General features: G+C 73.3%; 16 protein-coding genes. 9 read left to right on the forward strand and 7 right to left on the reverse strand.

All coding sequences use genetic code 11. The features are described 5' to 3' along the window. Nucleotides 1–108 precede the first annotated feature (108 nt). From PZC42_RS10090 to PZC42_RS10105, 4 genes are all read left to right on the forward strand, one after another. Entirely contained in the window at nucleotides 109–915 is an 807-nt protein-coding gene (locus tag PZC42_RS10090) for a glycoside hydrolase family 15 protein (RefSeq protein ID WP_277210589.1), read from the forward strand. Between the two features lie 30 nt (nucleotides 916–945). Further along, on the forward strand, nucleotides 946–1,965 hold the full coding sequence (locus tag PZC42_RS10095) for a glycoside hydrolase family 15 protein (RefSeq protein WP_438802949.1): 1,020 nt from the start codon (nucleotides 946–948) through the stop codon (nucleotides 1,963–1,965). Further along, nucleotides 1,962–2,438 carry a pyrophosphohydrolase domain-containing protein gene (locus tag PZC42_RS10100; RefSeq protein ID WP_277210590.1) on the forward strand — a complete coding sequence of 159 codons (477 nt, stop codon included), beginning with the start codon at nucleotides 1,962–1,964 and terminating at the stop codon, nucleotides 2,436–2,438. The genes PZC42_RS10095 and PZC42_RS10100 overlap by 4 nt, the downstream gene beginning before the upstream one ends. A 63-nt stretch (nucleotides 2,439–2,501) precedes the next feature. Continuing rightward, the gene (locus PZC42_RS10105; RefSeq protein ID WP_277210592.1) at nucleotides 2,502–3,341 is read left to right on the forward strand and encodes a metal-dependent hydrolase; all 840 of its coding nucleotides are present in this window, start codon (nucleotides 2,502–2,504) and stop codon (nucleotides 3,339–3,341) included. A gap of 12 nt (nucleotides 3,342–3,353) precedes the next feature. On the opposite strand, the gene PZC42_RS10110 is transcribed toward PZC42_RS10105, so the two are convergent. Next, nucleotides 3,354–4,088, reverse strand: a complete 735-nt coding sequence (locus PZC42_RS10110) for an MBL fold metallo-hydrolase (protein ID WP_277210594.1) — start codon at nucleotides 4,086–4,088, stop codon at nucleotides 3,354–3,356. A gap of 214 nt (nucleotides 4,089–4,302) precedes the next feature. Here PZC42_RS10110 and PZC42_RS10115 point away from each other — a divergent pair, with 214 nt between their 5' ends. Next, the gene (locus tag PZC42_RS10115; protein WP_277210596.1) at nucleotides 4,303–5,181 is read left to right on the forward strand and encodes a serine protein kinase RIO; all 879 of its coding nucleotides are present in this window, start codon (nucleotides 4,303–4,305) and stop codon (nucleotides 5,179–5,181) included. A 101-nt stretch (nucleotides 5,182–5,282) separates the two neighbouring features. Here the strand turns inward: PZC42_RS10115 and thpD are convergent, their stop codons facing one another. From thpD to PZC42_RS10130, 3 genes are all read right to left on the reverse strand, one after another. Beyond that, complete coding sequence (gene thpD / locus PZC42_RS10120; protein WP_277210598.1) at nucleotides 5,283–6,182, reverse strand: ectoine hydroxylase; 900 nt, start codon at nucleotides 6,180–6,182, stop codon at nucleotides 5,283–5,285. A 152-nt stretch (nucleotides 6,183–6,334) separates the two neighbouring features. Next, the gene (locus PZC42_RS10125) at nucleotides 6,335–6,973 is read right to left on the reverse strand and encodes a hypothetical protein (RefSeq protein WP_277210600.1); all 639 of its coding nucleotides are present in this window, start codon (nucleotides 6,971–6,973) and stop codon (nucleotides 6,335–6,337) included. 39 nt (nucleotides 6,974–7,012) lie between these two features. Then, nucleotides 7,013–7,618: a GNAT family N-acetyltransferase gene (locus PZC42_RS10130; RefSeq protein ID WP_277210602.1), complete on the reverse strand. Its 606-nt coding sequence runs from the start codon at nucleotides 7,616–7,618 to the stop codon at nucleotides 7,013–7,015. A 112-nt stretch (nucleotides 7,619–7,730) separates the two neighbouring features. Here PZC42_RS10130 and PZC42_RS10135 point away from each other — a divergent pair, with 112 nt between their 5' ends. After that, a complete protein-coding gene (locus tag PZC42_RS10135; protein WP_277210604.1) occupies nucleotides 7,731–8,375 on the forward strand; it encodes an SRPBCC family protein in 645 nt (214 codons plus the stop codon). A 1-nt stretch (nucleotide 8,376) separates the two neighbouring features. Then, nucleotides 8,377–8,835: an ArsR/SmtB family transcription factor gene (locus PZC42_RS10140; protein WP_277210605.1), complete on the forward strand. Its 459-nt coding sequence runs from the start codon at nucleotides 8,377–8,379 to the stop codon at nucleotides 8,833–8,835. Here the strand turns inward: PZC42_RS10140 and PZC42_RS10145 are convergent. The 3 genes from PZC42_RS10145 to imuA' are packed head-to-tail and all read right to left on the reverse strand — an operon-like array spanning nucleotide 8,765 to nucleotide 14,725. Beyond that, complete coding sequence (locus PZC42_RS10145; RefSeq protein ID WP_277210608.1) at nucleotides 8,765–12,244, reverse strand: error-prone DNA polymerase; 3,480 nt, start codon at nucleotides 12,242–12,244, stop codon at nucleotides 8,765–8,767. The two genes, PZC42_RS10140 and PZC42_RS10145, sit on opposite strands and share 71 nt — an antisense overlap. Then, complete coding sequence (locus PZC42_RS10150) at nucleotides 12,237–13,871, reverse strand: Y-family DNA polymerase (RefSeq protein WP_277210610.1); 1,635 nt, start codon at nucleotides 13,869–13,871, stop codon at nucleotides 12,237–12,239. Before PZC42_RS10150 ends, PZC42_RS10145 begins: the two co-directional genes overlap by 8 nt. Then, nucleotides 13,868–14,725, reverse strand: a complete 858-nt coding sequence (imuA', locus tag PZC42_RS10155; RefSeq protein ID WP_277210612.1) for a DnaE2-dependent mutagenesis accessory factor ImuA' — start codon at nucleotides 14,723–14,725, stop codon at nucleotides 13,868–13,870. Before imuA' ends, PZC42_RS10150 begins: the two co-directional genes overlap by 4 nt. A 551-nt stretch (nucleotides 14,726–15,276) precedes the next feature. On the opposite strand from imuA', the gene pglW reads away from it, so the two are divergent. Together pglW and pglX are read left to right on the forward strand one after the other, a co-directional pair. Beyond that, nucleotides 15,277–19,560 carry a BREX system serine/threonine kinase PglW gene (gene pglW, locus PZC42_RS10160; RefSeq protein ID WP_277210614.1) on the forward strand — a complete coding sequence of 1,428 codons (4,284 nt, stop codon included), beginning with the start codon at nucleotides 15,277–15,279 and terminating at the stop codon, nucleotides 19,558–19,560. Next, entirely contained in the window at nucleotides 19,557–23,213 is a 3,657-nt protein-coding gene (gene pglX / locus PZC42_RS10165; protein WP_277210616.1) for a BREX-2 system adenine-specific DNA-methyltransferase PglX, read from the forward strand. The genes pglW and pglX overlap by 4 nt, the downstream gene beginning before the upstream one ends. Nucleotides 23,214–23,216 lie beyond the last annotated feature (3 nt).

The raw sequence follows: 23,216 nt of genomic DNA on the forward strand, positions 1-23,216 counted from the left end.
CCGCGTAGGCCCGTTTCGGTGCGGTGAAAAACATAGCACGACGGGCGCCCCGACCTGCAAACCGTCCCGCCGTGGCGCAGGTCACGTGACAGGCCTAGCGTGAGCGCGATGAGCACACGCATCGAGGACTACGGGGTCGTCGGCGACCTGCACACCGTGGGGCTCGTCGGCCGGGACGGGTCGCTCGACTGGCTCTGCCTGCCGGACCTCGACTCCCCCGCCTGCTTCGCCGCGCTGCTCGGAGACGAGCGGCACGGCTTCTGGCGGGTGGCGCCGGCGTCCGGCGGGGTGTGCACGCGGCGTCGCTACCGCGGCGACTCGCTCGTGCTGGAGACGGAGTGGGAGACACCGGACGGGCACGTCCGGGTGACCGACCTCATGCCCCCGCGCGGCGAGGATCCCCACGTCGTGCGCATCGTCGAAGGGCTGCGCGGCCGCGTGACCGTCGAGAGCCTGCTCGTGCCACGCCTCGACTACGGCAGCATCGTGCCGTGGATCAGCGAGGCCGGCACCACCCTGGGCGGCCGCACGACCAGCATTCGCTTCGTGGCTGGACCGGACGCGCTCAGGTTCTCCGCCCCGGTGTCCGCCGACGTCGCCGGCGGGGCGGTGCGGTCTCGTGTGGAGGTCACGCCCGGCGACCGGATCCCGTTCGTGCTGGCCCACTACCGTTCGCACCTGCCGGAGCCCGCCCGCCTCGACCCGCACGACGCCCTCGTCGACACCCTGGACTTCTGGTCGGACTGGATCGGCCAGACCGACTACGACGGCCGGTGGCAGCAGCCGGTGCGCCGCTCCCTGCTCACCCTGAAGGCGCTGACGTTCGCACCGACCGGTGCCATCGCCGCAGCCGCGACGACCTCGCTGCCGGAGCAGCCGGGCGGTCCTCGCAACTGGGACTACCGGTACTGCTAGCTGCGCGACGCCACGTTCACGCTGCTCGCGCTGCTCGGTACCGGCCACACCGCAGCGGCCCGCTCCTGGCGCGAGTGGCTGCTGCGCGCCGTGGCGGGCGACCCCGCCGACCTGCAGATCATGTACGGGCTGGACGGCCGCCGTCGGATCCCGGAGACGACCCTCGACTGGTTGCCCGGCTACGAGGGCAGCGCTCCGGTCCGGATCGGCAACGGCGCGGCCGGCCAGCTGCAGCTGGACGTGTGGGGCGAGACCCTCGGCGGGCTGCACGTGGCCCGGACCGCCGGGCTGGCGGACGACGCCGACAGCTGGCGCCTGCAGAAGGCCCTGCTGGACTTCCTCGAGGGCCACTGGGACGACGTCGACAACGGGCTGTGGGAGGTCCGGGGCCCGCGCCGACCCTTCGTTCACTCGCGCGTCATGGCCTGGGCCGGGGTCGACGCCATGGTGCGGGCCGTGGAGGACTTCGGGCTCGACGGCCCGGTCGACGAGTGGAAGGTGCTGCGCGAGGCCATCCGCTCCGACGTCCTGACCCGCGGCTACGACGCCGGACGCCGGACCTTCACCCAGTTCTACGGCTCCACGGGTCTGGACGCGTCGCTGCTGCTCATCCCCCGTGTCCGGTTCCTGCCGTGGGACGACCCGCGCGTGGTCGGCACCGTCGAGGCCGTGCAGCGCGAGCTGGGGCGTGACGGGCTGCTGCTGCGGTACCGCAGCAGCAGCGACGACCACGTCGACGGCCTGCCGGGCGACGAGGGCACCTTCCTCGTCGCCAGCTTCTGGCTCGTCGACGCGCTGCACGGCATCGGGCGCGAGCGGGAGGCCCACGCCCTGTTCGAGCGGCTCCTCGGGCTGCGCAACGACCTCGGTCTCCTCGCCGAGGAGTTCGACGTCACGACCGGCCGTCAGCTCGGCAACTTCCCGCAGGCCTTCAGTCATCTGGGTCTGGTCAACTCGGCGCGCATCCTGTCCGGGCATCCTGGGCAGACACCGGACGCGCGCCCCCGCGCCCGCTCCGCCTCGCCTCGCTCCGATAGCGTCGCACCATGACGAGCGAACGGCAGATGGTCCGCACGTTCCACGAGGCGTTCGGCATCCCCATCAACGACGGCACCCCGGACCTCGCTCTTCCCGGCGACCGGCTCCGGCTGCGCTACCGCCTCGTCGCCGAGGAGTTCGCCGAGCTCACCGGCGCCGTCCTCGGTCCGCGGGCGCGCGCCGTGGTCGAGCAGGCGGTGGCCGCGGTCGTGGACGGACCCACCGACGAGGCCGACCTGGTGGAGACCGCCGACGCGACCGGGGACCTGCGGTACGTCCTGCACGGGTTCGAGCTGGAGTGCGGGATCCCCGGCGAGGCGGTGTTCGCCGAGATCCATGCGTCCAACATGGCGAAGCTGGGGCCGGACGGCCGGCCGCTGCGACGTCCGGACGGCAAGATCCTCAAGCCGGCCGGGTGGGAGCCGCCGGACGTCGAGGGCGTCCTGGGAGCGCAGCGTTCCGAGAGCGTCGGCGACGGCGTGTAGCGTTCGGGCGAGCCCGGACCAAACGGTCATCGGGAGCAGACCGGACGAAGGAGCACGCACACCATGATGGGTGGGCACCACGCCGCCTCGGGCGCGGCCGCCTGGGTAGCCGTCACGGCCACGACGCCGATCGCGTTCGGCTGGTACCCGGTCTCCGACGTCGGGGTCATGACCGGCGCGCTGGTGTGCGCGGGCGCCGCCCTGCTGCCCGACGCCGACCACCACAACGGGACCATCTCGCATTCTCTGCCGCCGGTGTCGGAGGGCGTGACCAAGTTCGTCGCCACGGTCGCCGGCGGCCACCGCAACGCCACCCACTCGATCGTCGGCGTCGCCGTCTTCACCGTGATCGCGTGGGCGATGAGCTTCATCTCGGTCTCCACGGAGCGGTTCGGCGACGTGCTGATCGGCCCCGGGATCATGGCCGTGCTCCTCATCGCCTTCGCCGTGCGGGCGTTGAAGCTGACCGGACAGCGCCGATGGTGGACATGGAGCCTGTCCGTCTCGTTGGCAGCCTTCGTTGCCGTGTTCGCGCCCGAGGAGTGGTACTGGATGCCGTTCTGCGTCGGCCTGGGTTGCGCGGTGCACGTCCTCGGCGACCTGCTCACCACCCGCGGCGTCCCGCTGCTCTGGCCGCTGAGGATCACGTCGCCCCGCTGGATCAGGCGACACCGCTGGCTGCCGTTCGACGACATGTGGAGCCCGCGCGGCAACATCTCGATGCCTCTGCTGGGCAACGCAGGGTCATGGCGCGAGTGGGCGCTGATGACGCCGGTGAGCGCCTACGCCCTGCTCGGCGTCGCCTGGGCGGCGCTCAACCAGATGGGGTTCGACACGGCGTCGGCATGGAGCTCCGCGACAGAGCTCGTCCTGTCGGCCGGCGAGTCCTTGCTCCCCTCCTGAGCGCGCCGCTCGTCAGCCCGGCCAGCTGCTCAGGAGACGGCGGTCCGACTCGAGGCGGGCCTGCGGGTCGGTCGTCGGGGAACCGTGGCCCGGGACCAGCACCGCCGCCCGGGCGACGAAGGGTGCCAGGCGTTCGAGGCCGGCGCGGTACGTCGCCACGTCCGCCCGGCCGGTGATCTCGTCGAGCGGCAGCGGAGGCTCGACGTCGCTCAGCATGTCGCCGGCCACCAGTACGCCGCTGCCCGGTAGCCACAGCGCCGCGTGCCCCGGAACGTGCCCGTCGTGCTCGACCACCTGCACCACCGGCAGCAGACCACCGAGGTCTGGGAGCGCCGTCGTCGGTCCGCCGGACGCCGTGACGCGTCCCAGCAGGTCGAGCACCTCGCGGGGATGCTCGTGCCCGCCGTACCGTCGCGCGTCCTGCCGCGCCTCCGCCACGAGCCGGTCACGCTCGTGCCGCGCCGTCCGGGCCGTCGTCGGCGTCGCCCAGCGCGGGACGTCCCCCAGGTCGGGATGCCACAACAGGTGGTCGTGGTGCGCGTGCGTCGCGAAGCCGGCCACGACCCGTGCACCGAGCGCCTCGACCTCGGCGGCGATCGCGATCAGTTCGTCCGGCTCCCAGGCCGGGTCGACCAGCAGCGCGGCCCGGCCTCCGCGCCGACGGCGTCCCAGCACGAGCGTGGAGGTGGTGGCGAGCCGACGGCTCGTGCGGACCAGCACGTCCTCGGCGACCGGCACGAATTCCATCCGCCCACCGTAGAGAGTTATTCGCTGGACGGAGGTGAGGTGGTCCTGGCAGCCTCACGGTGAACGGCGCAGCAGGTGCGCCCGCGCGGACGGAGGGCAGAAGAGATGGACGTCGTCGTCACGCACGCCCTGCCGGTCCGCCCTGCACGGGCGACCGCCACCACCTGCTGAGGAGCCGCCGTCGGCCGCTCCTCCCTCTCGAGGAGCCTTTCCCGTGCACCAGCACACCCCCTCTTCCGACTCCCTCCCGACCCCGCACACCGTTTCCGGGCCCGGTCCCGGCCAGCGGTGGTCCACCTGGACCTCCGTGGCCAAGGGCCAGCGCGGGCCCGCACCGTGGCCTGACTGGGTCGTCACCGCCGACGCGGCGCTGGACACCGAGCTCGGCGTCCTCAAGACGGGCAAGGAGGCCGACGTCTTCCTGATCGAACGCGCCGTGCCCGACGAGCCCGGCCGGGGCAGCCTTCTCGCGGCCAAGCGCTACCGTCGCCGCGAGAACCGGCAGTTCCACCGTGCCGCCACGTACACCGAGGGGCGCCGGTCCCGGCGGACCCGTGACCAGCGCGCCGTGGAGGACCGTCGGTCCGCCTGGGGCCGGTCGGTCGCCGCCACGCAGTGGGCCGACGCCGAGTTCTCCGCGCTCTGCGAGCTCTGGGGCGCCGGCGCCCCGGTCCCCTATCCCGTACAAATCGATGGCACCGAGCTCCTCATGGAGTTCGTCGGCCGTCGCACCGACGACGGCGCGTACGAGGCCGCGCCGAGGCTCGCGCGGCAGCGTCCCGGCCCGGCGATCCTGGCCGACTGGTTCGACCAGCTGTACCGGGCGATGAGCGTCCTCGCCCGGCTCGGGTGGGCGCACGGCGACCTGTCGCCGTACAACGTCCTCGTCGACACGGCCGGCGCGTCCGGCAACGCCGACGGCGGCCGGCTCGTGATCATCGACCTGCCGCAGGTCGTGGACCTGGTGGCGAACCCCTTCGGCGCCGACCTGCTGCACCGTGACTGCCGCAACGTCTGCACATGGTTCACCAGCCGGGGGCTGGAGGTGGACGCCGACGAGCTCTTCGCCGACGTCTTCGCCCAGGCGTGGTGAGACGCCGGCACGTCCGTCAGGGCGTGCCGGCGTCGGCGGCGTGCGGACCGGCGGCCGACCTGGCCCGGGCAGCGGGTGCCCGGGCCAGCCCGGCTCCCGGGCTACCGCAGCGGCGTGAAGTCGCGGCTGCCGATGTGCGTCGGGCGCGGTGCCGGCGCGGCGTACGGATCGGTCAGCGTGTTCTCGACGCTGTTGAACACCAGGAAGATGTTCGAGCGCGGGAACGGCGTGATGTTGTTGCCGGACCCGTGCATGATGTTGCAGTCGAACCACAGCGCGGAGCCGGCCGGACCGGTGAACTGGTCCACGCCGTACTTCCAGGCGAGCTCGGTGATGGCCTCCTCGCTGGGGACGCCGATCCTCTGCTCCTTGAGCGAGTCCTTGTGGTAGTCCGCCGGGGTCTCGCCGACGCACGGCACGTAGCTGCGGTGCGAGCCCGGCATCACCATCAGACCACCGTTGTACGGGTAGTTCGGGGTGAGGGCGATCGAGCAGCTCACGGCGCGCGGGGCCGGCATCCCGTCCTCGGCGTGCCACGTCTCGAAGTCCGAGTGCCAGTAGAACCCGGTGCCCTTGTAGCCCGGCATGTAGTTGACCCGGGTCTGGTGCAGGTACACGTCCGAGCCCAGGAGCTGGCGCGCCCGGTCCAGCAGCCGGGAGTCACGGCTCAGCGCGTCGATCTGCCGGCTGAGCGCGGTCACCTCGAAGATTGAGCGCACCTCGCCCGAGGACCTCTCGGTGACGACGCGGGGGTCGCCGCGCAGCGACTCGTCGGTCGACAGCCGGTCCAGCTCGGCCGTGTACCGGGCCACCTCGGCGGGCGTGATGAAGTCCTCGAGGATCGTGAAGCCACGCTGGTCGTGCGCCTCCAGCGCGGTGGCGTCGAACGGGCCGTCGTCGGCCGTGCCCCACACCGTGGGGTGCTCGCGCTCGACGATCTCCCCCGGCTCGGCGAGCCTGCTCGGGTAGAGGTCGGTCGTGGTGTCGGTCAGAGCGGTCATGGGTCATCCCTTCTCCCGGATCGTCCCGGGATCGCGGCGTCTCATGCTCGCGTGCGCTCGGGCCCGTCGGTCACGAGGACCCGAGCGCGCGCACGTCGCCCATCCGAACGCGTCGGGGCGCCTCCGTGCAAGTCGACGTGCCGGTGGGCCGGTCAGCCGCCCCGGCCGACGCTGTTGTCCGGCGCCCCGTCCCCCGGCGGGAGGTCGCCGCGCTCGACCGGCCCGGACAGCGGCGGCAGCAGCGTGTCCAGCTCGTCGGCGGTGGGCACGCGCACCGACTCCAGCGCCGCGCGCAGCACCTCGGCCTCGACACCGGACCCGGACACCCGCACGAGGGCTCCGTCACGCTCGACGGCGTACTCCTGCACGTCGCCCGCCGTGCGGTGGAACATCTCGCCGTCGGTCCTGCACTCGACCGGGCCGTCCGCCGTCGAACCGCTGGTGGTGAGCACGGGCAGGTCCGCACAGGATCCGGCGGTGATCCCGCCGGCGACGGCGGAGACCATCACCGCCGCACCGGTGGAGGCGTCGGCGAGGACCGCGGAGTACCCGTCGGCGCCGTACGCCCCGCCGGCGTGCGAGATCGCGGTCAGCCCCTCCACGTCGATCGTCAGCACGTACTCGGGCACCACGCCGTAGGACCCTGCGCGCTCCGCGACGGTCGCGGGATCGGCGGGCGTCGCGCTCGGCGAGGGGGCGGCGGTCCCCTCGCCTGTACCGGCCGGCCCCGCACAACCGGCCAGCGGCAGCACCACGATCAACCCGCACCATGCCGTTCGTCGTCGGTTCATGCTCCGCCATCCTGGCAGGTGGGACCCGCCAGAGCCTGTTCAGTCGGCGGCGAGCACGTGCCGCATCACGCACCGGGGCAGCTTCCCGCTGGTGGCAGCGGTGTCCCCGACCCGTTCGAAGCCCTCGGACTCGAAGAGCGGCACGGTGCCGACGAACGCCGCGCTCACCGGGACCCTGGCACCCGGGGCGACCTCGACGGGGAAGCCCTCGAGGACCCGTCCGCCCCGGGCCCGCGCGTGCTCGACCGCCCCGTGCAGCAGCGCGCGGGCCACCCCGCGGCGCCGGTACCCGACCCGCACCACGAAACACATGACGACCCAGGTCGTCGGCCAGTCCTCGGGTTCGCCGCGGGGCAGGACGCGCGAGCGCTGCAACGAGCCGACTGCCGACCTCGGTGCGAGCCCGACCCAACCGACGGGGGTCGTCCCGGTCCCGCCGCCGGTGTCCTCCAGGTAGGCGAGGAGCCCTGGGGGCTCGTGCGCGCACAGCTCGCGCAGGTGTTCCTCGCGCCCGTCGACCGACAGCCCGCGTGGCATGCGCCAGTGCAGGCACCAGCAGGCCTGCTCGCGCCCCCGGGGGTTGAGCAACGTCGCCACGTCGTCGAACCGGCTCGCGGTCGCGGGTTCCACCCTCACCTCGACCATGTCCCGACACTACGACGGGGTGCCGACACCGACAGAGCGAGGTGTCACGCCGCAGGTGCACCGGTGGCCATCTCATGGTTGAATATAAGTCTCTACTTATGGAAGGAACATCATGAGCATCATCATCGACCCTGTCGCCACGGCAGGACTGGTCGCCCGCGAGGTCCGCAGCGGCGAGCGCGGCGGCGAACCCACCCGCATCGCGGTCGCCCGGCGCAGCTACGCCGCCGAGCAGCACGACGTCTGGGACGCCGTCACCTCCGCAGAACGCCTCCCCCGCTGGTTCCTGCCCGTGGACGGCGACCTGGCACCCGGCGGGCGCTACCAGTTCGAAGGCAACGCCGGCGGCACCATCGAGCGGTGCGAGGCCCCCGAGTCGTTCTCCGTCACGTGGGAGTTCGGTGGCGGCACGTCCTGGGTGACGGTCACGCTGCGCCCGCACGACGGTGGCACGCTCCTCGAGCTGGTCCACGAGGCGCCCGTGCAGCCCGAGTTCTGGGAGCAGTACGGGCCGGGAGCCACCGGCGTCGGCTGGGACCTCACGCTCATGGGCCTCGGCCTGCACCTCGACACCGGGGCCGGCAGCGACCCGCGCGAGGCCGACACCTGGAGCGTCTCGCCGGACGGCGTCGCGTTCGTCCGTGCGGCAGCCACCGCGTGGGGAGAGGCGGCCGCGGCCGACGGCGACGACCCCGAGGCCGCTCGGGCGGCGGCAGAGCGCACGATCGCCTTCTACACCACCCCGCCCGAGGCCTGAGGTGACCGGACCGGACGGGGCGGCCGCCGAGGCGCTCGCCGCGCTCGGCGACCCGGTACGGCGGAGGCTGCTGGAGCTCGTGCACCGCGCGGGCGAGCAGCCCGCCGGCGCCCTGGTCGCGACCCTGCAGTCCGAACGGGACATCTCGCAGCCGGCGGTCTCCCAGCACCTGCGGGTGCTGCGTGAGGCGCGCCTGGTGCAGGTGCACGCCGAGGGGACCCGGCGCCTGTACACCGTCGACCCCGCCGGGATCGACGCCGCCCGGAGCTGGCTCGCCACGTTCGCCGACCCGTTCTCCCAGCCCTTGGACGCCCTGGCCACCGAGCTGGTCCGCGGTCGCCGCGACCGCCGTCGTGCCGCCGCGCAGCACGCTACGCAGGACGCCGCGGTCAGCGGAAGTCCCGCGACCGGGTCGCCACCGGCAGCCGCAGGGCGGCGAGGTGCTCGGCGAGCAGGTTGACCGCGCCGTCGGCCCGCTCCACCCGACCGCGCACGACCAGCGCGGGAGCGCCACGCGCCACCGTGCGGAACCGCCGCCACAGGCCGGGCGTGCAGATGACGTTGAGCAGCCCTGTCTCGTCCTCCAGGGACAGGAACGTGACCCCGCCCGCGGTGCCGGGACGCTGCCGGTGCGTGACGACGCCGCCGACGGCGACCCGGCGCCCCGGCTCGGTCGTCGTCGCCTGCTCCACCGTCAGCACACCCTGGCGGTCCAGCCCGGCCCGCACGTGCTCCAGCGGGGAGGTGGAACCCGGGGTGACCCCGGTGGCCCAGGCGTCCGCGACGTCGATCTCGAGGGGACTCATGCCCGGCAGCGGCGGTGCCTCGACCCCGGCGACCACCCCGTCCAGGGTGTCCGGCCCCTCCTGACCGAGCGCGCCGGCCGCCCACAGCCCTTCCCGTCGCGTCACGCCCAACGACTCCAGCGCACCGGCGGTCGCGAGCGCCTCCAGCCGGGTGGTCGACAGGTCGACGCGGCGCACGAGGTCGCGCAGGTCGCGGAACGGCCCGCGCGCGCGACGCTCGGCCACCACCTGCTCCGCCACCTGGGTGCCGAGCCCCCGCACCGCCGACAGCCCGATCCGCACGGCCAGGCGCGGATCGACGTCGACCATGCCCTCAGCACCCGTCGTCGGCCCCGGACGGTCTTCCACGGCGTGGTCGGCCTCCGCGACGGCATGGTCGGCCTCGACGCACGCCAGTGCCCGGGAGGTGTTCACGTCCGGGCGCAGCACCCTCACCCCGTGCCGGCGAGCATCGGCGGTCAGGGACTGCGGGGAGTAGAAGCCCATCGGCTGCGCCGCCAGCAGTCCCGCGTAGAACGCCGCGGGGTGATGGACCTTCAGCCAGGCGGAGGCGTACACCAGGTAGGCGAAGGAGTAGGCGTGCGACTCCGGGAACCCGAAGTCCGCGAACGCCTTGAGCTTGTCGTAGATCTCCTCGCGCGCGTCCGGCGGGACACCACGCTCTGCCATCCCCGCGAACAGCCGCTCCCGCAGCGCCTCCATGCGCTCGGCCGACCGCTTGGACCCCATCGCCCGCCGCAGCTGGTCCGACTCGGCCGGGCTGAACCCGGCGACGTCGATCGCCATCTGCATGAGCTGCTCCTGGAACAGCGGCACCCCCAGGGTGCGCTTCAGCGACGGCTCCAGCAGCGGGTGCAGGTAGGTCACCTTCTCCCGGCCGCGAGACCGCTCGATGTACGGGTGCACCGAGTTGCCCTGGATGGGGCCGGGGCGGATGAGCGCGACCTCCACGACGATGTCGTAGAAGCAGCGCGGCCGCAGCCGCGGCAGCGTCGCCATCTGGGCACGGGACTCCACCTGGAACAGCCCGACGGTGTCCGCGGCGCACAACAGGTCGTACACGCCCGGGTCCTCCGGCGGCAGGGTGTGCAGCGCGAGGCGCCGGCCCGTGTGCTCGTGGACGGACTCGAAGGCGTACCGGATCGCCGTGAGCATCCCGAGCCCCAGCAGGTCGAACTTCACCAGCCCGGCGTCGGCGCAGTCCTCCTTGTCCCACTGCAGCACCGTGCGGCCTTCCATCCGGGCCCACTCCACGGGGCAGACCTCGATGACGGGGCGGTCGCACATGACCATGCCGCCCGAGTGGATGCCCAGGTGCCGCGGCAGCCGCAGGAACCGGTCGGCCAGGTCCAGCACCGGTGCGGGGATCTCGCCCTCCTCCGCGGCCGACGGCGGCACCTGCGCGGGCACGACGTCGTGCGGGTCGTCGGCCCGTCGCGCCGCGCCGGCGTCGACGGCCAGCGGGTCGACGACCCTGCCTGTCCCGTGATGCCCCCACTGGGCGGCCACCCGGGCCTTCTTCTCCTGCCGCCGTGTGACCGGCGCGCCACCGGTCGCCCGGGCGTCCCTGGCCTTGGCGTCCGCGGCCGGGCTGGTCGGGTCGTGCCCGCGCAGGGACCCCCACCGCTCGATCGACTTGGACCATGCGTCCTGCTGCCCGACGTCGTGGCCGAGCGCCCGGGCGGCGTCCCGCACCGCCGAGCGGGGCCGGTAGGAGATGACGTTGGCGACCTGCGCGGCGTGCGTGCGCCCGAACCGCGAGTAGACGTGCTGGATGACCTCCTCGCGCCGCACCGACTCGATGTCGATGTCGATGTCCGGCGGCCCGTCCCGCTCGGGCGCGAGGAACCGTTCGAACAGCAGCCCGTGGCGCACGGCGTCGACGGCGGTGATCCCGAGCGCGTAGCAGACGGCGGAGTTGGCTGCGCTCCCCCGGCCCTGGCACAGGATGCCCCGGCTGCGGCAGAACTCGACCAGGTCGTAGACGACGAGGAAGTAGCCAGGAAAGCCCAGGTCTGCGATGACGCGCAGCTCGTGGTCGACCTGCGCCCACGCTCCCGGGACCCGCTCGGCCTCTCTCGTGCCGTAGCGTTCCGTGGCACCGCGGCGCACCAGCTCGCGCAGCCAGCTGGCCTCGTCGTGACCGTCCGGCACCGGGTAGGGCGGCAGGTTCGGCGCGACGAGGTGCAGGTCGAACGCGCACTCGGCCGCCAGCCCGGCCGCGGTACGCACCGCCTGCGGGTGCCGGGCGTGCAGACGCAGCATCTCGGCGGCCGACCGCAGGTGCGCCGTCGGACCGCCCGGCAGCCACCCGTCCATGCCGTCCAGCGAGGACCGGGCGCGCACGGCCGCCAGCGCCCCGGCCAGGTCGGCGTCCCGCGGGCGGGCGTAGTGGGCGTTCGTCGTCGCGACCAGGGGCAGGCCGGCGTCGGCCGCGAGGGCGGCGAGCGCGGCGTGCCGATCGGCGTCGCGCGGGTCTCCGGTGGCGGTGACCTCCACGGCGACGTTGTCCCGGCCGAAGGCCGCGACGAGCCGGTCGAGCTCTGCCCGGGCGGCCTGCGGACCGGGCGGGCCGCCGTCCGTGGCCACCTCCTCCAGGGCGCGGCGCACGGCGCCCTTGCGGCATCCCGTCAGCACCAGCCACTGCCCGTCCGCCTGCGCCCCGAGCTCGTCGAGGCAGTAGCGCGCCTTGCCCTTGACCCCGGCGTCGAGGTGGGCCGTCGCGATCGCCCGGGACAGGTTCCGGTAGCCGTCCGCGCCCCGGGCCAGGACGAGCAGGTGGGTCGCCCGCGGGTCCGGCACGCCGGTGGGCGGGTCGAGCACCGGCGCGCCGCCGGGGACCGGGGCCTCCAGGTGGAGCTCGGCGCCGAAGACCGTGGGCAGGCCGACCTTCCGCGCCGCCTCGGCGAACCGCACGACGCCGTAGAACCCGTCATGGTCGGTCAGGGCGAGCGCCTCCAGGCCCAGGCGGGCGCCCTCGGCCGCCAGCTCCTCGGGGTGGGAGGCGCCGTCGAGGAAGCTGAACGCCGAGTGGGCGTGCAGCTCCGCGTACCGCTCAGTCATAGAGAGCCTCCACCTGCCACGTGCCACCCCGCTGGGCCAGCAGCAGCCCGCGGCCGTCGTCGAGCACGACCTGCAGGTAGACGCGGCGGCGGCCGCCGTCCGGCGCCCACCATCGCTCCGCCAGGGGCCACGGGCCGGCCCAGCCGACGACCTCGTGCTCCTGCGTCAGGTCCTCGGTGTCCCAGCGCACGCGGGCGGGGTCGCCGCTCGCGGCGAGCCGGGCGTCGACGACGACGGCGCCCCCCGCACCGTCGAGCACGCAGGCGGGCACGGGGTCGGGCAGCAGGACGGCTGGCGCAGGGCTCGGCAGGGCGCCGGGCCACGGCAGGTCGGGGTCGCGCTCGAGCGCCGCCTCCTCCCCGAAGGGCACGAGCTGGACGCGGCTGCGGGCGTCACGCCCGCCCTGCAGGCGCACGGTGAGCACGGCCTGGGCCCCGAGGAGGCCCTGCACGCGCCCCAGTGCCTGGCGGGCGCGGGCGTCCTCGCCGGCGTCGGTGCCCCACAGGCGCGGCTGGTGGGTCCCGGCCGGCGCGACGTCCTCGGCCGCGAGCGCCAGGTGCACCAGCGGTGCGACCTGCGGCGTGCCCTCGGTGCCGGTCCGGCGCAGCGCCGAGGCCGTGAGCCAGCCCTCGAGCTGCCAGCGCACCCGGTCGGTGATGCGTGCGGCGCTGAGCCCGCCGGTCGCGGCGGCATCGGTGCGCCACAGCCGTTCGAGCTCGCCCGCGGTGGTGCGTGCGGTGATGCGGAGCCGTCCGCAGGACAGGCCGCGGTCCGTCAGGAGCGTGTGCAGCTCGGTGGCCAGGCGTCGTGCGGCGAAGGCGGCGACGTCGACCCGCTCGGCGGGCGGGTCGAGCTCGGTCTCGACGGCCAGGTCCGCCTCGATGCGACGGCGGGCGGGCGGGCGCTCGTCCTCACCGCGCGCCAGCCGGTGGGCCCAGGTCCCCAGGTCGCCGAAGCGGCCGGCCACGCTCGCGGCGGGCAGTGCGGCGAGGTCGCCGAGCGTGTGCAGCCCGAGTCGCCACCACAGCCCCGCCGCCTCCCGCACCGCAGCGACGGCGCCGGCCTCGCAGACGGCGTGCACGAGCTCGCCCACCGGACGGGTGGCGAGGTAGTCCGCCGACTCCCCCGCCGGCACGACGGCGTCGGCCCGGGCGGCGAGGACGGCGGCGAGGAGGCAGTCGGCCACCCCGACCTGGCACTCGTGGCCGGTGCGCGCGGCGACGGCGGCCTCGAGGGCCTCGGCGAGCGCCCGCTCGGAGCCGTGGTAGCGCGCGGCGCCGTCCGCGGGCAGCAGCAGCAGACCGGGACGGGCGACCTCGAGCCCGGCCACCACCGTCTCGGCGGCCTGGGCCACCGGTTCGAAGGCGCGGACGTCGCGGGCGTCGTCGACCTCGAGCAGCTCCAGGTCGGGGCAACGTTCCTGGGCCTGACGACGACGCATGCCTCGGCGCACCCCGGCGGCGCGCGCGACGGCGGAGGTCGCCACGACGCTGCGCCCCGCGGTCGCGCCGCCGCTCGACCGAGCACCGAGGACGGCGGCCGGCACGTGGGCGTCGATCCCGGCGGCCGTCAGCGCCGCCACGACCGGCCAGTCCGGCACCCAGAGCACCGCCGTGCGGGTGGTCATGCGACCCTCAGCCGACGTTCGCGGGGGGCGACGGGCCCGGTGGGCACGGGGGTCGGCGGGACCTCTCCGCAGACCGGCACCTCGACGTCGATCTCCACGGGCCGTGCCGCGGAACCTCGCCCGGTGCGCAGCACCGACAGGGTGCGTCGTCGCAGCCACCCGGCCCCGGCGTCGGCACCGGCCCATGCCCCGCCCCGGGCGTCGAGCACGACGTGCGCCCCGGGCCAGTGCCCGGTGGCCACCAGGACGGCGCCGCGCTGCCGGGTACGAGCGGCGAGCCGGCGCCGGTCGGCGGGCAGCAGGGCGGCCTGCGGGCCGACGACGACCACGTCCATGCCGTCGAGCAGCGCGGCGAGCACGGCCGGTGAGTCCGGGCCGGGATCGGGGACGACGGCGGTGCGCTCGAGCGAGATCCCGGCGTCGGCGGCGGCGAGCATCCCGACGGCGGGGGCCCCGACGAACGCCACCCAGGCGCCGTCGCGCGAGGTGGTGGCGAGCAGACCGAGCAGCAGGCTGGTGGAGCCCTGCACGGTGAGCACGCCGCCGCTCGGCAGCCCTCCGCCGGGTAGCAGCGCGGCGAGCGCAGGGTGGACCGGGCGGGCCGGGGTGATGCCGCCATCCGGTTCCGGGACCGGCGCGGGCGGCCTGCTCGCCTGCTGGACGGGGCGGGTGCTCCCCTGTTCGGCGGCTCGCAACGCGGCCAGTGCCCGCGAGTGCCGGTCGTCGTGAGGAACCCCGTGGCCCGCGAGACCGGGACCCATCACGGGGCGGACCTCGGGGACGACGCTCATGCGGCCTCCCTCCCGGCGGTCGAGCAGTCGGTCGGACCGCTGTTCGAACGTGCGTTCGAACATGGGTTCAGTACACGCCCGCTCGGGACCGGTGTCAACCGCGCTGGTCATGACCCGCAACAGCTAGGCCGCTATCGAGTCCACACCGCCTGCTGGCCGCCGACGAGCACCCCTGGCCGTGCCCCGCCAACGCCCGAGCATCACCACGACATCCCGGTCGGGCGCGAGGGCTGGTTCGTGGCGGACCTCGCCGACCTCCCCGACGCGCCCCGCCACGCCGAGCTGATCGACGGGAACCTGATCTTCATGACGTCGCCGCAACGTCGCTGGCACATCTAGCCGCTCAAGTACGCGTCAGCTGGCATCCGCAGCATGTGGCTGGTCGACGACGAGGACGGCGCCCGTTGCCGTTCGGCATCGAGATCGACCTGGCCACCTCACACAGAAGGTGGGCATCGGCGAACCCTTCTCGGCCAGGCTCGCATGGTCAGTCAGGCGCGACGCACACACCCGGCCATGGAACAATCCGGACGCGGGTGCTGCACGCGACGTAGCGCACGGCAGCACCCGCACTGCACGCAGCACACCAAGGACGACGACGGGACGCACTGCCGATGGTTGACGACGCTGACGACGTCCACGACAGCGACGAGCCCGAGGAGAACAAGGACGCCAACCAGCGCAAGGACAGCGGGCTGCCGGACGAGTTCTGGCACGTGCTCGGCGAGCCCGCCTCCCCGGCGGAGGCTGCGGCCCTCCACCAGTTCCGAAGGATGCTCCCGAACGACGGCGTCACGACGGCCTGGGTGAACCTGACGTTCATCGACGACGGCGGCCGCACGGGTGAGATCGACGTGCTGCTGCTGACCCGCTCCGGCTTCTACCTGGTCGAGCTCAAGGGCTGGGGCGGCTACATCCAGGGCGATCAGGTGCGCTGGCAGCTGCGTCGCGGCAACGTGGAGAACCCGCTGCTGCTGACGGACCGCAAGTCGAAGCGTCTGGCGAGCCTGCTCAAGCGCGGCCGATTCAAGGTGTCGCCGGAGGCTCGGCGGTCGCTGCCGTTCGTCAGGCCGCTGGTGGTGATGCACGGTGAGGGCTCCACGCTCGACCTGAGCAACAACGGCGAGACGAACGTCGTGACGCTCAACGGCTACAAGGTCAAGATCAAGGGCGAGCCGGTGCAGCGCCTCACGCAGTTCCTCGCGGCGGCAGCAGAGCATCCCCGGGACCGCATCGACGCGCGCCGCGCGCACCAGATCCGCACGGTCTGCCGGGCAGCCGGGTTCAAGCCCACGCCCAAGTCGCGAGAGGTCGCGGACTACGTAGTCGACCCGGACATCGACCCCGTCGCCGAGGGCCCGGACTGGCAGGACGTCGTGGTCAAGCACCCGGACGTGGACGGCGTGCTCAAGCGCATCCGGTTGTACGACATCACGCCGCGGGCGCCGAAAGACGAGCGCGCCCGGCTGGAGCGCCTGGCCAAGCGGGAGTATCAGCTCACGTTCGGCATCAACCACGACGGCATCACGGCACCGACGGAGTTCCGTACGACGCCGGACGGTCCGGCGCTGCTCTTCGATCATGACCCGCGCGAGATGCGCTTGGACGTGTTCCTGTCCAGCGAGCAGGGCCGCCGGCTAGTCCAGCCTGCGCGGGTAGCCCTGGTGCGCCAGCTTGGCGAGGTGCTGCGGTATGCCCATCAGCGTCGTATCCAGCACCGGGCACTGTCTCCGGCGCACGTGTGGGTGACGCCGCAGGGCGACGACCGCCCCGCCCGGGTGGCGGTCCGTAACTGGTTCGCGGGCTCCAAGGAGCGTTCGGAGACGACGACGCGGTTGTCGGTGCTCTCGGGGCATCCGTCGGACATCGCAGGCTCGCAGGATGCACGCGACCTGGTCTACCTGGCGCCGGAGAGCATCGACGCGGCGGGCGACGTGCCGGGGATCGCGGCGGACGTCTTCGGTCTCGGCGCTCTGGCGTACCTGATCCTCACGGGCAGGGCACCGGGTGCTGACCGCGCCGAGGTCGATGCCGCGCTGGAGCAGCGTGGCGGGCTGGACCCGCGGCGCGCGTCGTCGGACGTGCCCGACGACGTCGCTGACGTGGTGCTGGCGGCCACCGCCCGGTGGGACGTCGATCGACTCTCGACGGTCGAGGACGTGCTGGAGCTGCTGAGCAGGCGGTGGCTCACGGTCCGCACGGAGGAGCCCGATGCGCCACGCCGCGAGGTCATCGATCCGCTGGACGCCGACGAGGACGCGGACCTCGACGACCGGTTCCTCGTCATGTCGAGGCGCGGCGAGGGTTCCTCGGGCCTGGCGCTCGGGGTTAAGGACATCGAGGCTGACGACCCGGACCGCGAGCTGATCCTCAAGGTCGCCCGCAACCAGGCCGCAACCGAGCGGCTGGCCGCAGAGGTGCGCGCGCTCGCCCAGCTCGATCACCGCCGGGTGGTTCGGCTGGTGGAGCCGGAGCTGCTGGAGGTCGGGGGCCGTGCGGCGATCCTCATGACGGATGCCGGCACGGAGACACTCGCGACCCGCTTGGCCAAGGAAGGCCGGGCAACGGTAGAGCAGCTGGAGCGCTACGGCGGCCAGCTGCTGGAGGCCATGGTGCACGTGGAGTCCACGGTGGGGTTCCACCGGGACGTCAAGCCTGCGAACCTGGGCATCATTCCGGATCCGGGCACGCGCAAGCCGTCGCTGGTGCTGTTCGATTTCTCGCTGTCGGCCGAGCCGGTGGACAACATCGAGGCGGGCACGCCCGGCTATCTGGACCCGTACCTGGGGCGGGGACGACGACGGCGCTACGACCGGGCGGCCGAGCTCTGGGCAGTGGCGACCACCCTGTTCGAGATGGCGACGGGGTCGCTGCCGTGGTGGCCGCAGAACATGTCGCGGCCGTCGAAGGCGACCGAGGCACCGGTGGTCGAGCGGTCGTCGTTCGAGCCGAGCGTGTCAGCGGCGATGGCGCGCTTCTTCACGACAGCGCTGCACCCGGCCGCGAACCAGCGGCACGGCTCGGCGGCACAGATGGCCGAGGAGTGGCACCGCATCTTCGCCGCGCTGGACACGGGCGCCGCCGACGCCGAGGCGAACGACGAGCTGGCCGCGCGTGTCACGGCGGACACGCCGCTCAGCGAGGCGGGGCTGTCGGCCCGAGCGCTGTCGGGGGCGCGCCGCCTGGACGGCGTGGTAACGGTGAGCGACCTGCTGGGCACCTCGCCGGTGACGGTGAACGCGATCCCGGGGCTGGGCGAGCGGTACCGCAAGGAACTGGCGCGGCGCATCTCGCAGTGGCGCGAGGCGCTGACATCCCCGGCGGAGGCGCCGTCGCGCGGCACTGAGCAGCGCGTCGAGCGGCTCCTGGCACGCATCGACAGGCCGGACGACCAGGCGACCATCCGCGCAGTGCTGGAGGGTCTCGACGGCAACGACTGGCCGGAGCTCGCAGACGTCGCCACTCACCTGGGGCGTACGCGCCCCCAGGTGAGCGCCGCGGTGCAGGCAGCCGTGGAGCGCTGGTCGGGCCACGGCCAGTCAGTCCTGGACGAGACCCGCAGCACCGTGGTCAGGCTGCTGGCCGAGGCGGGCCGCGTGATGACCCGCCGGGAGTTGGCGCGCGCGCTGGCCGCCAACCTGGGGTCGCTGCGTTCTGGACCAGAGCGTCTGCGCGCCGGGACGGCGCTGCTGCGCGCGGTGGTGGAGCTGGATGCCCGGCACCCGGACCCTCGCCTGGAGCTGCGCCGGCGGCGCCACCCGGCCAAGGACGACCTGCTGGCGTTGCACAAGTCAGCCGACCCGCTCGGTCAGGATGTCGAGCATCCGGACGCGGATGTCCTGACCGAGCTGGCCGCCGAGCTGGGCGACACCGCCGACGCCCTGGTGGCGGACGGCATCGTGGCGTTCTCCCGGGCGGCGCCGGAGCTGGAGGGCACGGCGCGCTCGGTCACCGGCGCCGCCCCACAGATCGGGTCGCGGCGCCTGCTGCGCCTCGCGGCAGCCGCCTCGACGCGGGCGCATGTGTCGGTGAGTTTCGACGAGCTGTATCCGGCGGACCTTGAGCCTGCCACGGCGCTGGAGGTGTCGATGCGGGGCCGCCCAGCGCGTCCAATCGCCCGCGAGGCCCTGCGCGCCAACGTGGTGGCACGCTTCGGCGGGGTGGAGTTCCCGCCGTCGGGCCCGGCGCTGGACGCGCTGGTCCACGAGGTGCTCGGCATGACGGCGCAACGTAACGGCGACGACACGGTCTACGAGCCGCAGCAGCGGGGCACGACGACGGCGTTCGGTTCCACGACGCGGCACGGCTCGGCGCCCGTGTCACCCACGCACGAGGCCGAACGGGAGCTGGCCCGCACGCTACCCCGGCACTCAGCCCTGACGCTGTGCACGCGGCCGCGCTACTACGCCCGCGCGGTGGCGGACCTGTCCCGCGCGTACGGCGTCGAGGTGCTGGATGTGCCCCGGCTGCTGGTGGACGCCACCCGCGAGACGGCAGCACGCCACGGCATCGACTGGGGCTTCCTGCTGGGCGTGGACGCGGGGCCCGCGGGCGGCGCGGACCGGCAGCGGATGGCCACGCTGGTGCGCCAGGCCGTGGAGCCGGTGTGGCGCGAGCAGATGGCCCGCGACGTGCCACTGCTGGTGACGCACGCCTCTCCCCTGGTCCGCTACGGGCTGGGGCCGCTGCTGGCCGAGATGCTGGACCTGGCCACCCCGCGGCCGGCGGCGCGCTGGCTGCTGGTGGCGCGCGACGGCCGCTCGGACCGCCCGCTGCTGGACGGCGAGCCCGTCCCGGTGGGCGTGGCAGGCTGGGTGGACCTGCCCGCTCATCTGTCGGCGTTCGGCTCCGAGACTGCACGACCTGACACCGTTCGACCTGAGGGAGATGCCCGGTGATCGACTCTGCCGCCCTGCTGAAGGATCTGAGGGCGCAGCTGCGGCTGCTGCAGGCAGACCTGACCGAGCGGGCCGAGGATCCACAGATCGAGTGGTCCACCCGCCTCCAGGCGGAGTACGCCGAGGCAGTCGAACGCCAGCGCACGGGGTTGTCGTGGCTCGCGTGGCGGGACAACCAGGTGGACCAGGCGGCCGTGGCGTGGCTGGTCTCGACGACGTTCCTGCGGTTCTGCGAGGACAACGCGCTGCTGGCGGGCGCCCGGGTGGCGGGGCGGCAGGTTCCGGTCGGCTGGATCACGGGCCCGGGCGAAGGCACGCAGCGTGCCGAGGAGAACCTGGACGCCTATATCCGCAGCGATGCCGAGCATCGTTCGCACAGCCGACGTCACTGGCTGCAGCAGGGCTTCGCGGTGCTGGCCGCCCAGCCCGCGGGTGCGGCGCTGATCGACCGGCGGCACAACCCGGTGTGGTCGGCGACCATCTCGGGCGAGGCCGCCGCGGCACTGATGGCGTTCTGGCGCCGCACGACGCCGGACGGTGACCTGGTGCACGACTTCACCGACGCATCGCTGGACACCCGGTTCCTGGGCGACCTGTACCAGGACCTGTCGGAGCACGCCAAGAAGACGTACGCGCTGCTGCAGACGCCGGAGTTCGTCGAGGAGTTCATCCTCGACCAGACCCTGGAGCCCGCCGTGCGCGAGTTCGGCCTCAAGGGACTGCGGGTCATCGACCCGACGTGCGGGTCGGGGCACTTCCTGCTGGGCGCCTTCGAGCGGCTGCACGCCAAGTGGCTCGCGGACGCACCGGCGATGGGCGCCCGCGAGCGCGTGCGCACCGCGATGGCGTCCATCAGCGGGGTGGACCTCAACCCCTTCGCGGTGGCGATCGCCCGCTTCCGCCTCACGGTGGCGGGAATGCGTGCCGCCGGGGACACCAGCCTCGCAGGGCTGGCCCCGATGGGCTTCCGCCTGGCGATCGGCGAGTCCCTGCTCGGCGCGCAGGGCACCCAGGACACCTTCGACGACGCGATGTTCGGCCAGCTGAACCTGGGCGACACGCTCGCGGCCGACGACGGCGCCACCGGCGTGTTCGAGTACGCCACGGAGGACCTGGGCGACTACCGGGGCATCCTGACCACCGGGCAGTACCACGTGGTGGTGGGCAACCCGCCGTACATCACCGTCAAGGACAGCACGCTGAACCGGAAGTACCGCAAGGCGTATCCGACGGCGCACCGCCAGTACGCGCTGTCCGTGCCGTTCATGGAGCTGTTCTTCCGGCTGGCGATCCGCGGCGCGCAGGGGGTGCCCGCCGGGTACGTCGGTCAGATCACCGCGAACTCCTTCATGAAGCGTGAGTTCGGCAAGAAGCTCATCGAACAGTTCTTCGGTGGCAGAAGCAGTGAGCCGTCCCTGTTGGCCAACCCGGCCGACCTGACCCACGTCATCGACACGTCAGGGGCGTACATCCCGGGGCACGGCACACCGACCGTGATCATCGTCGGACGGCGCAGGTGGCCCGAGGCAGGCATCGTGCGCGCCGTGCTCGGGGTGCGCGGCGAGCCCGGGCAGCCGGACAACCCGGCGAAGGGCAAGGTGTGGACCGAGATCGTGCAGCACCTGGCCGAGCCGGGCTTCGACGGGACGTATGTGTCGGTCACGGATCTGGATCGCGAGGTCCTGACGAGCCACCCCTGGTCCCTCAGCGGCGGCGGTGCCGACCAGGTGCTCGACCTTCTCAACGCTGTGAACGGCCGTCTGTCACGCCATGTAGATGAGATCGGTTTCGGTGCCGTGACACGGGAGGACGACGCCTTCATGGTCGGCGTCGGAACCCTGCGGCGGCAAGACGTGCCAGAGGCTCACCAGCGGGCACTGGTCGAGGGCGAGTACCTTCGTGACTTCACCGAACCTACAGAGGCAACGGTCAGCGCCTGGCCCTACGACACGGAAACGCTCAAGGCAGCTGACGACCCGAGCATTCAGCGGATGCTCTGGCCCTGGAAGCACCGCCTCGTCGGCCGCGTGGCCTACGGCAAGACGCAACTCGAACGCAAGTTGCACTGGTTCGAGTACTCGATGTTTTTCGACAAGCGCTACCGCCGCCCGCTGTCGATCGCGTTCCCCTTCGTGTCCACCCACAACCACTTCGTCCTGGACCGGGGCGGGAAGGTCTTCAAGCAGACCGCGCCGGTGATCAAGCTGCCCGAGGGGGCGAGCGAGGACGACCACCTGGAGCTGCTGGGGGTGCTGAACTCGTCGGCGGCGTGCTTCTGGCTCAAGCAGGTCAGCCACGACAAGGGCAACGGCGGAATCGGCGGCGGAATCGCTGACCAGGAGTGGGAACGGTTCTTCGAGTTCACCGGCACCAAGCTGCAGGAGTTCCCCCTCCCGCCGGGGCTGACACCGGACCGCGGCCGGGTGCTGGACTCGCTCGCCCGCGACCTCCAGGCCACCTCCCCGCGCGCCGTCGTCGAACGCTGGGTCGCCGACCCTGGTGGTCGCGCGCTGACCGACGCACTGGCCGAGGCCGAGCAGTCCACCGCACGCCTGCGGGCCCGGATGGTCTACGAGCAAGAAGAGCTCGATTGGCACGTCTACCACCTGTACGGCCTCATCGACGAGCCGCTCACCGACTCTAGGAGCGGAGTCGACTCCCTCGACCTGGGCGAGCGGGCCTTCGAGATCGCGCTCGCCCGCCGCGTCGCCGCCGGCGACGAGGACACCGCGTGGTTCGCCCGGCACGGCTCGGACCCGATCACCGAGATCCCGGCACAGTGGCCCGCCACTTACCGCGACCTGGTCCAGCGGCGCCTGGACCTCATGGCAGATGACCGCAGCATCCGCCTGCTGGAGAGGCCCGAGTTCAAGCGCCGCTGGCTACGCGAGCCCTGGGCCAAGCAGCAGCGCGCCGCCGTACGCGACGCCCTGCTGGACCGCCTGGAGGACCCGGCGCTGTGGCGCGACGCCCAGGGCGTGGTCGTGCGTAGCCTCACCGACCTGGCCCACGCCCTGCGCCACGACCAGGTCGTGGCCGGTCTCGCCGTCGTGCTCTCCGGAACCGGCAACCCCGACCTGGCGGATGTGCTCGCCGTCGCCCTGGACGAGGCCGTGCCGTATCTCGCCGCCCACCGGTACAAGCCCCAGGGGCTGGAGAAGTTCCGCACCTGGCAGCAGACCTGGGACCTGCAGCGGTGCGAGGACGCCGGCGAGGAGGTCACTATCCCCGTCCCCCCGCGGTACGCCACGGCCGACTTCCGCCGCCCCGAGTACTGGCGGGCCCGCGGCAAGCTCGACGTGCCCAAGGAACGGTTCATCGCCTACCCCGACCTGCGCCGCCAGAACGACCCCACGCCCGTGCTCGGATGGGCGGGCTGGGACCACCGCGACCAGGCGCTCGCGCTAGCGCGCGAGCTGCCCGCCCTGCAGGCCGACGGCGACACCGATGCGCTCACTGCCGTGCTCGCCGGGCTGGTCGAGCTCGAACCATGGCTGCACCAGTGGCACCACGAGATCGAGCCGCAGTTCGGCGTCTCGCCCGCACAGATGATCACCCAGGTGCTCGACACCACGCTGTCCGCGCTGGCGACCACGCGCGAGCAGGTCACCGCAGATGTCCAGCCGCCGCCCACCCGCGCCCGGAGGAAGTAGCCC

The sequence above is a fragment of the Isoptericola croceus genome (genome assembly GCF_029382255.1).
GTDB classification, from domain to species: domain Bacteria; phylum Actinomycetota; class Actinomycetes; order Actinomycetales; family Cellulomonadaceae; genus Isoptericola; species Isoptericola croceus.

Bases quoted from the DNA above. Each gene is read 5' to 3' on its own strand.
- thpD (WP_277210598.1), bottom strand. From the start codon at position 6,182: ATGACCGCTCTGACCGACACCACGACCGACCTCTACCCGAGCAGGCTC.
- PZC42_RS10090 (WP_277210589.1), top strand. From the start codon at position 109: ATGAGCACACGCATCGAGGACTACGGGGTCGTCGGCGACCTGCACACC.
- PZC42_RS10135 (WP_277210604.1), top strand. From the start codon at position 7,731: ATGAGCATCATCATCGACCCTGTCGCCACGGCAGGACTGGTCGCCCGC.
- PZC42_RS10145 (WP_277210608.1), bottom strand. From the start codon at position 12,244: ATGACTGAGCGGTACGCGGAGCTGCACGCCCACTCGGCGTTCAGCTTC.
- PZC42_RS10125 (WP_277210600.1), bottom strand. From the start codon at position 6,973: ATGAACCGACGACGAACGGCATGGTGCGGGTTGATCGTGGTGCTGCCG.
- PZC42_RS10100 (WP_277210590.1), top strand. From the start codon at position 1,962: ATGACGAGCGAACGGCAGATGGTCCGCACGTTCCACGAGGCGTTCGGC.
- imuA' (WP_277210612.1), bottom strand. From the start codon at position 14,725: ATGTTCGAACGCACGTTCGAACAGCGGTCCGACCGACTGCTCGACCGC.
- PZC42_RS10130 (WP_277210602.1), bottom strand. From the start codon at position 7,618: ATGGTCGAGGTGAGGGTGGAACCCGCGACCGCGAGCCGGTTCGACGAC.
- PZC42_RS10105 (WP_277210592.1), top strand. From the start codon at position 2,502: ATGATGGGTGGGCACCACGCCGCCTCGGGCGCGGCCGCCTGGGTAGCC.
- PZC42_RS10110 (WP_277210594.1), bottom strand. From the start codon at position 4,088: ATGGAATTCGTGCCGGTCGCCGAGGACGTGCTGGTCCGCACGAGCCGT.
- pglW (WP_277210614.1), top strand. From the start codon at position 15,277: ATGGTTGACGACGCTGACGACGTCCACGACAGCGACGAGCCCGAGGAG.
- PZC42_RS10150 (WP_277210610.1), bottom strand. From the start codon at position 13,871: ATGACCACCCGCACGGCGGTGCTCTGGGTGCCGGACTGGCCGGTCGTG.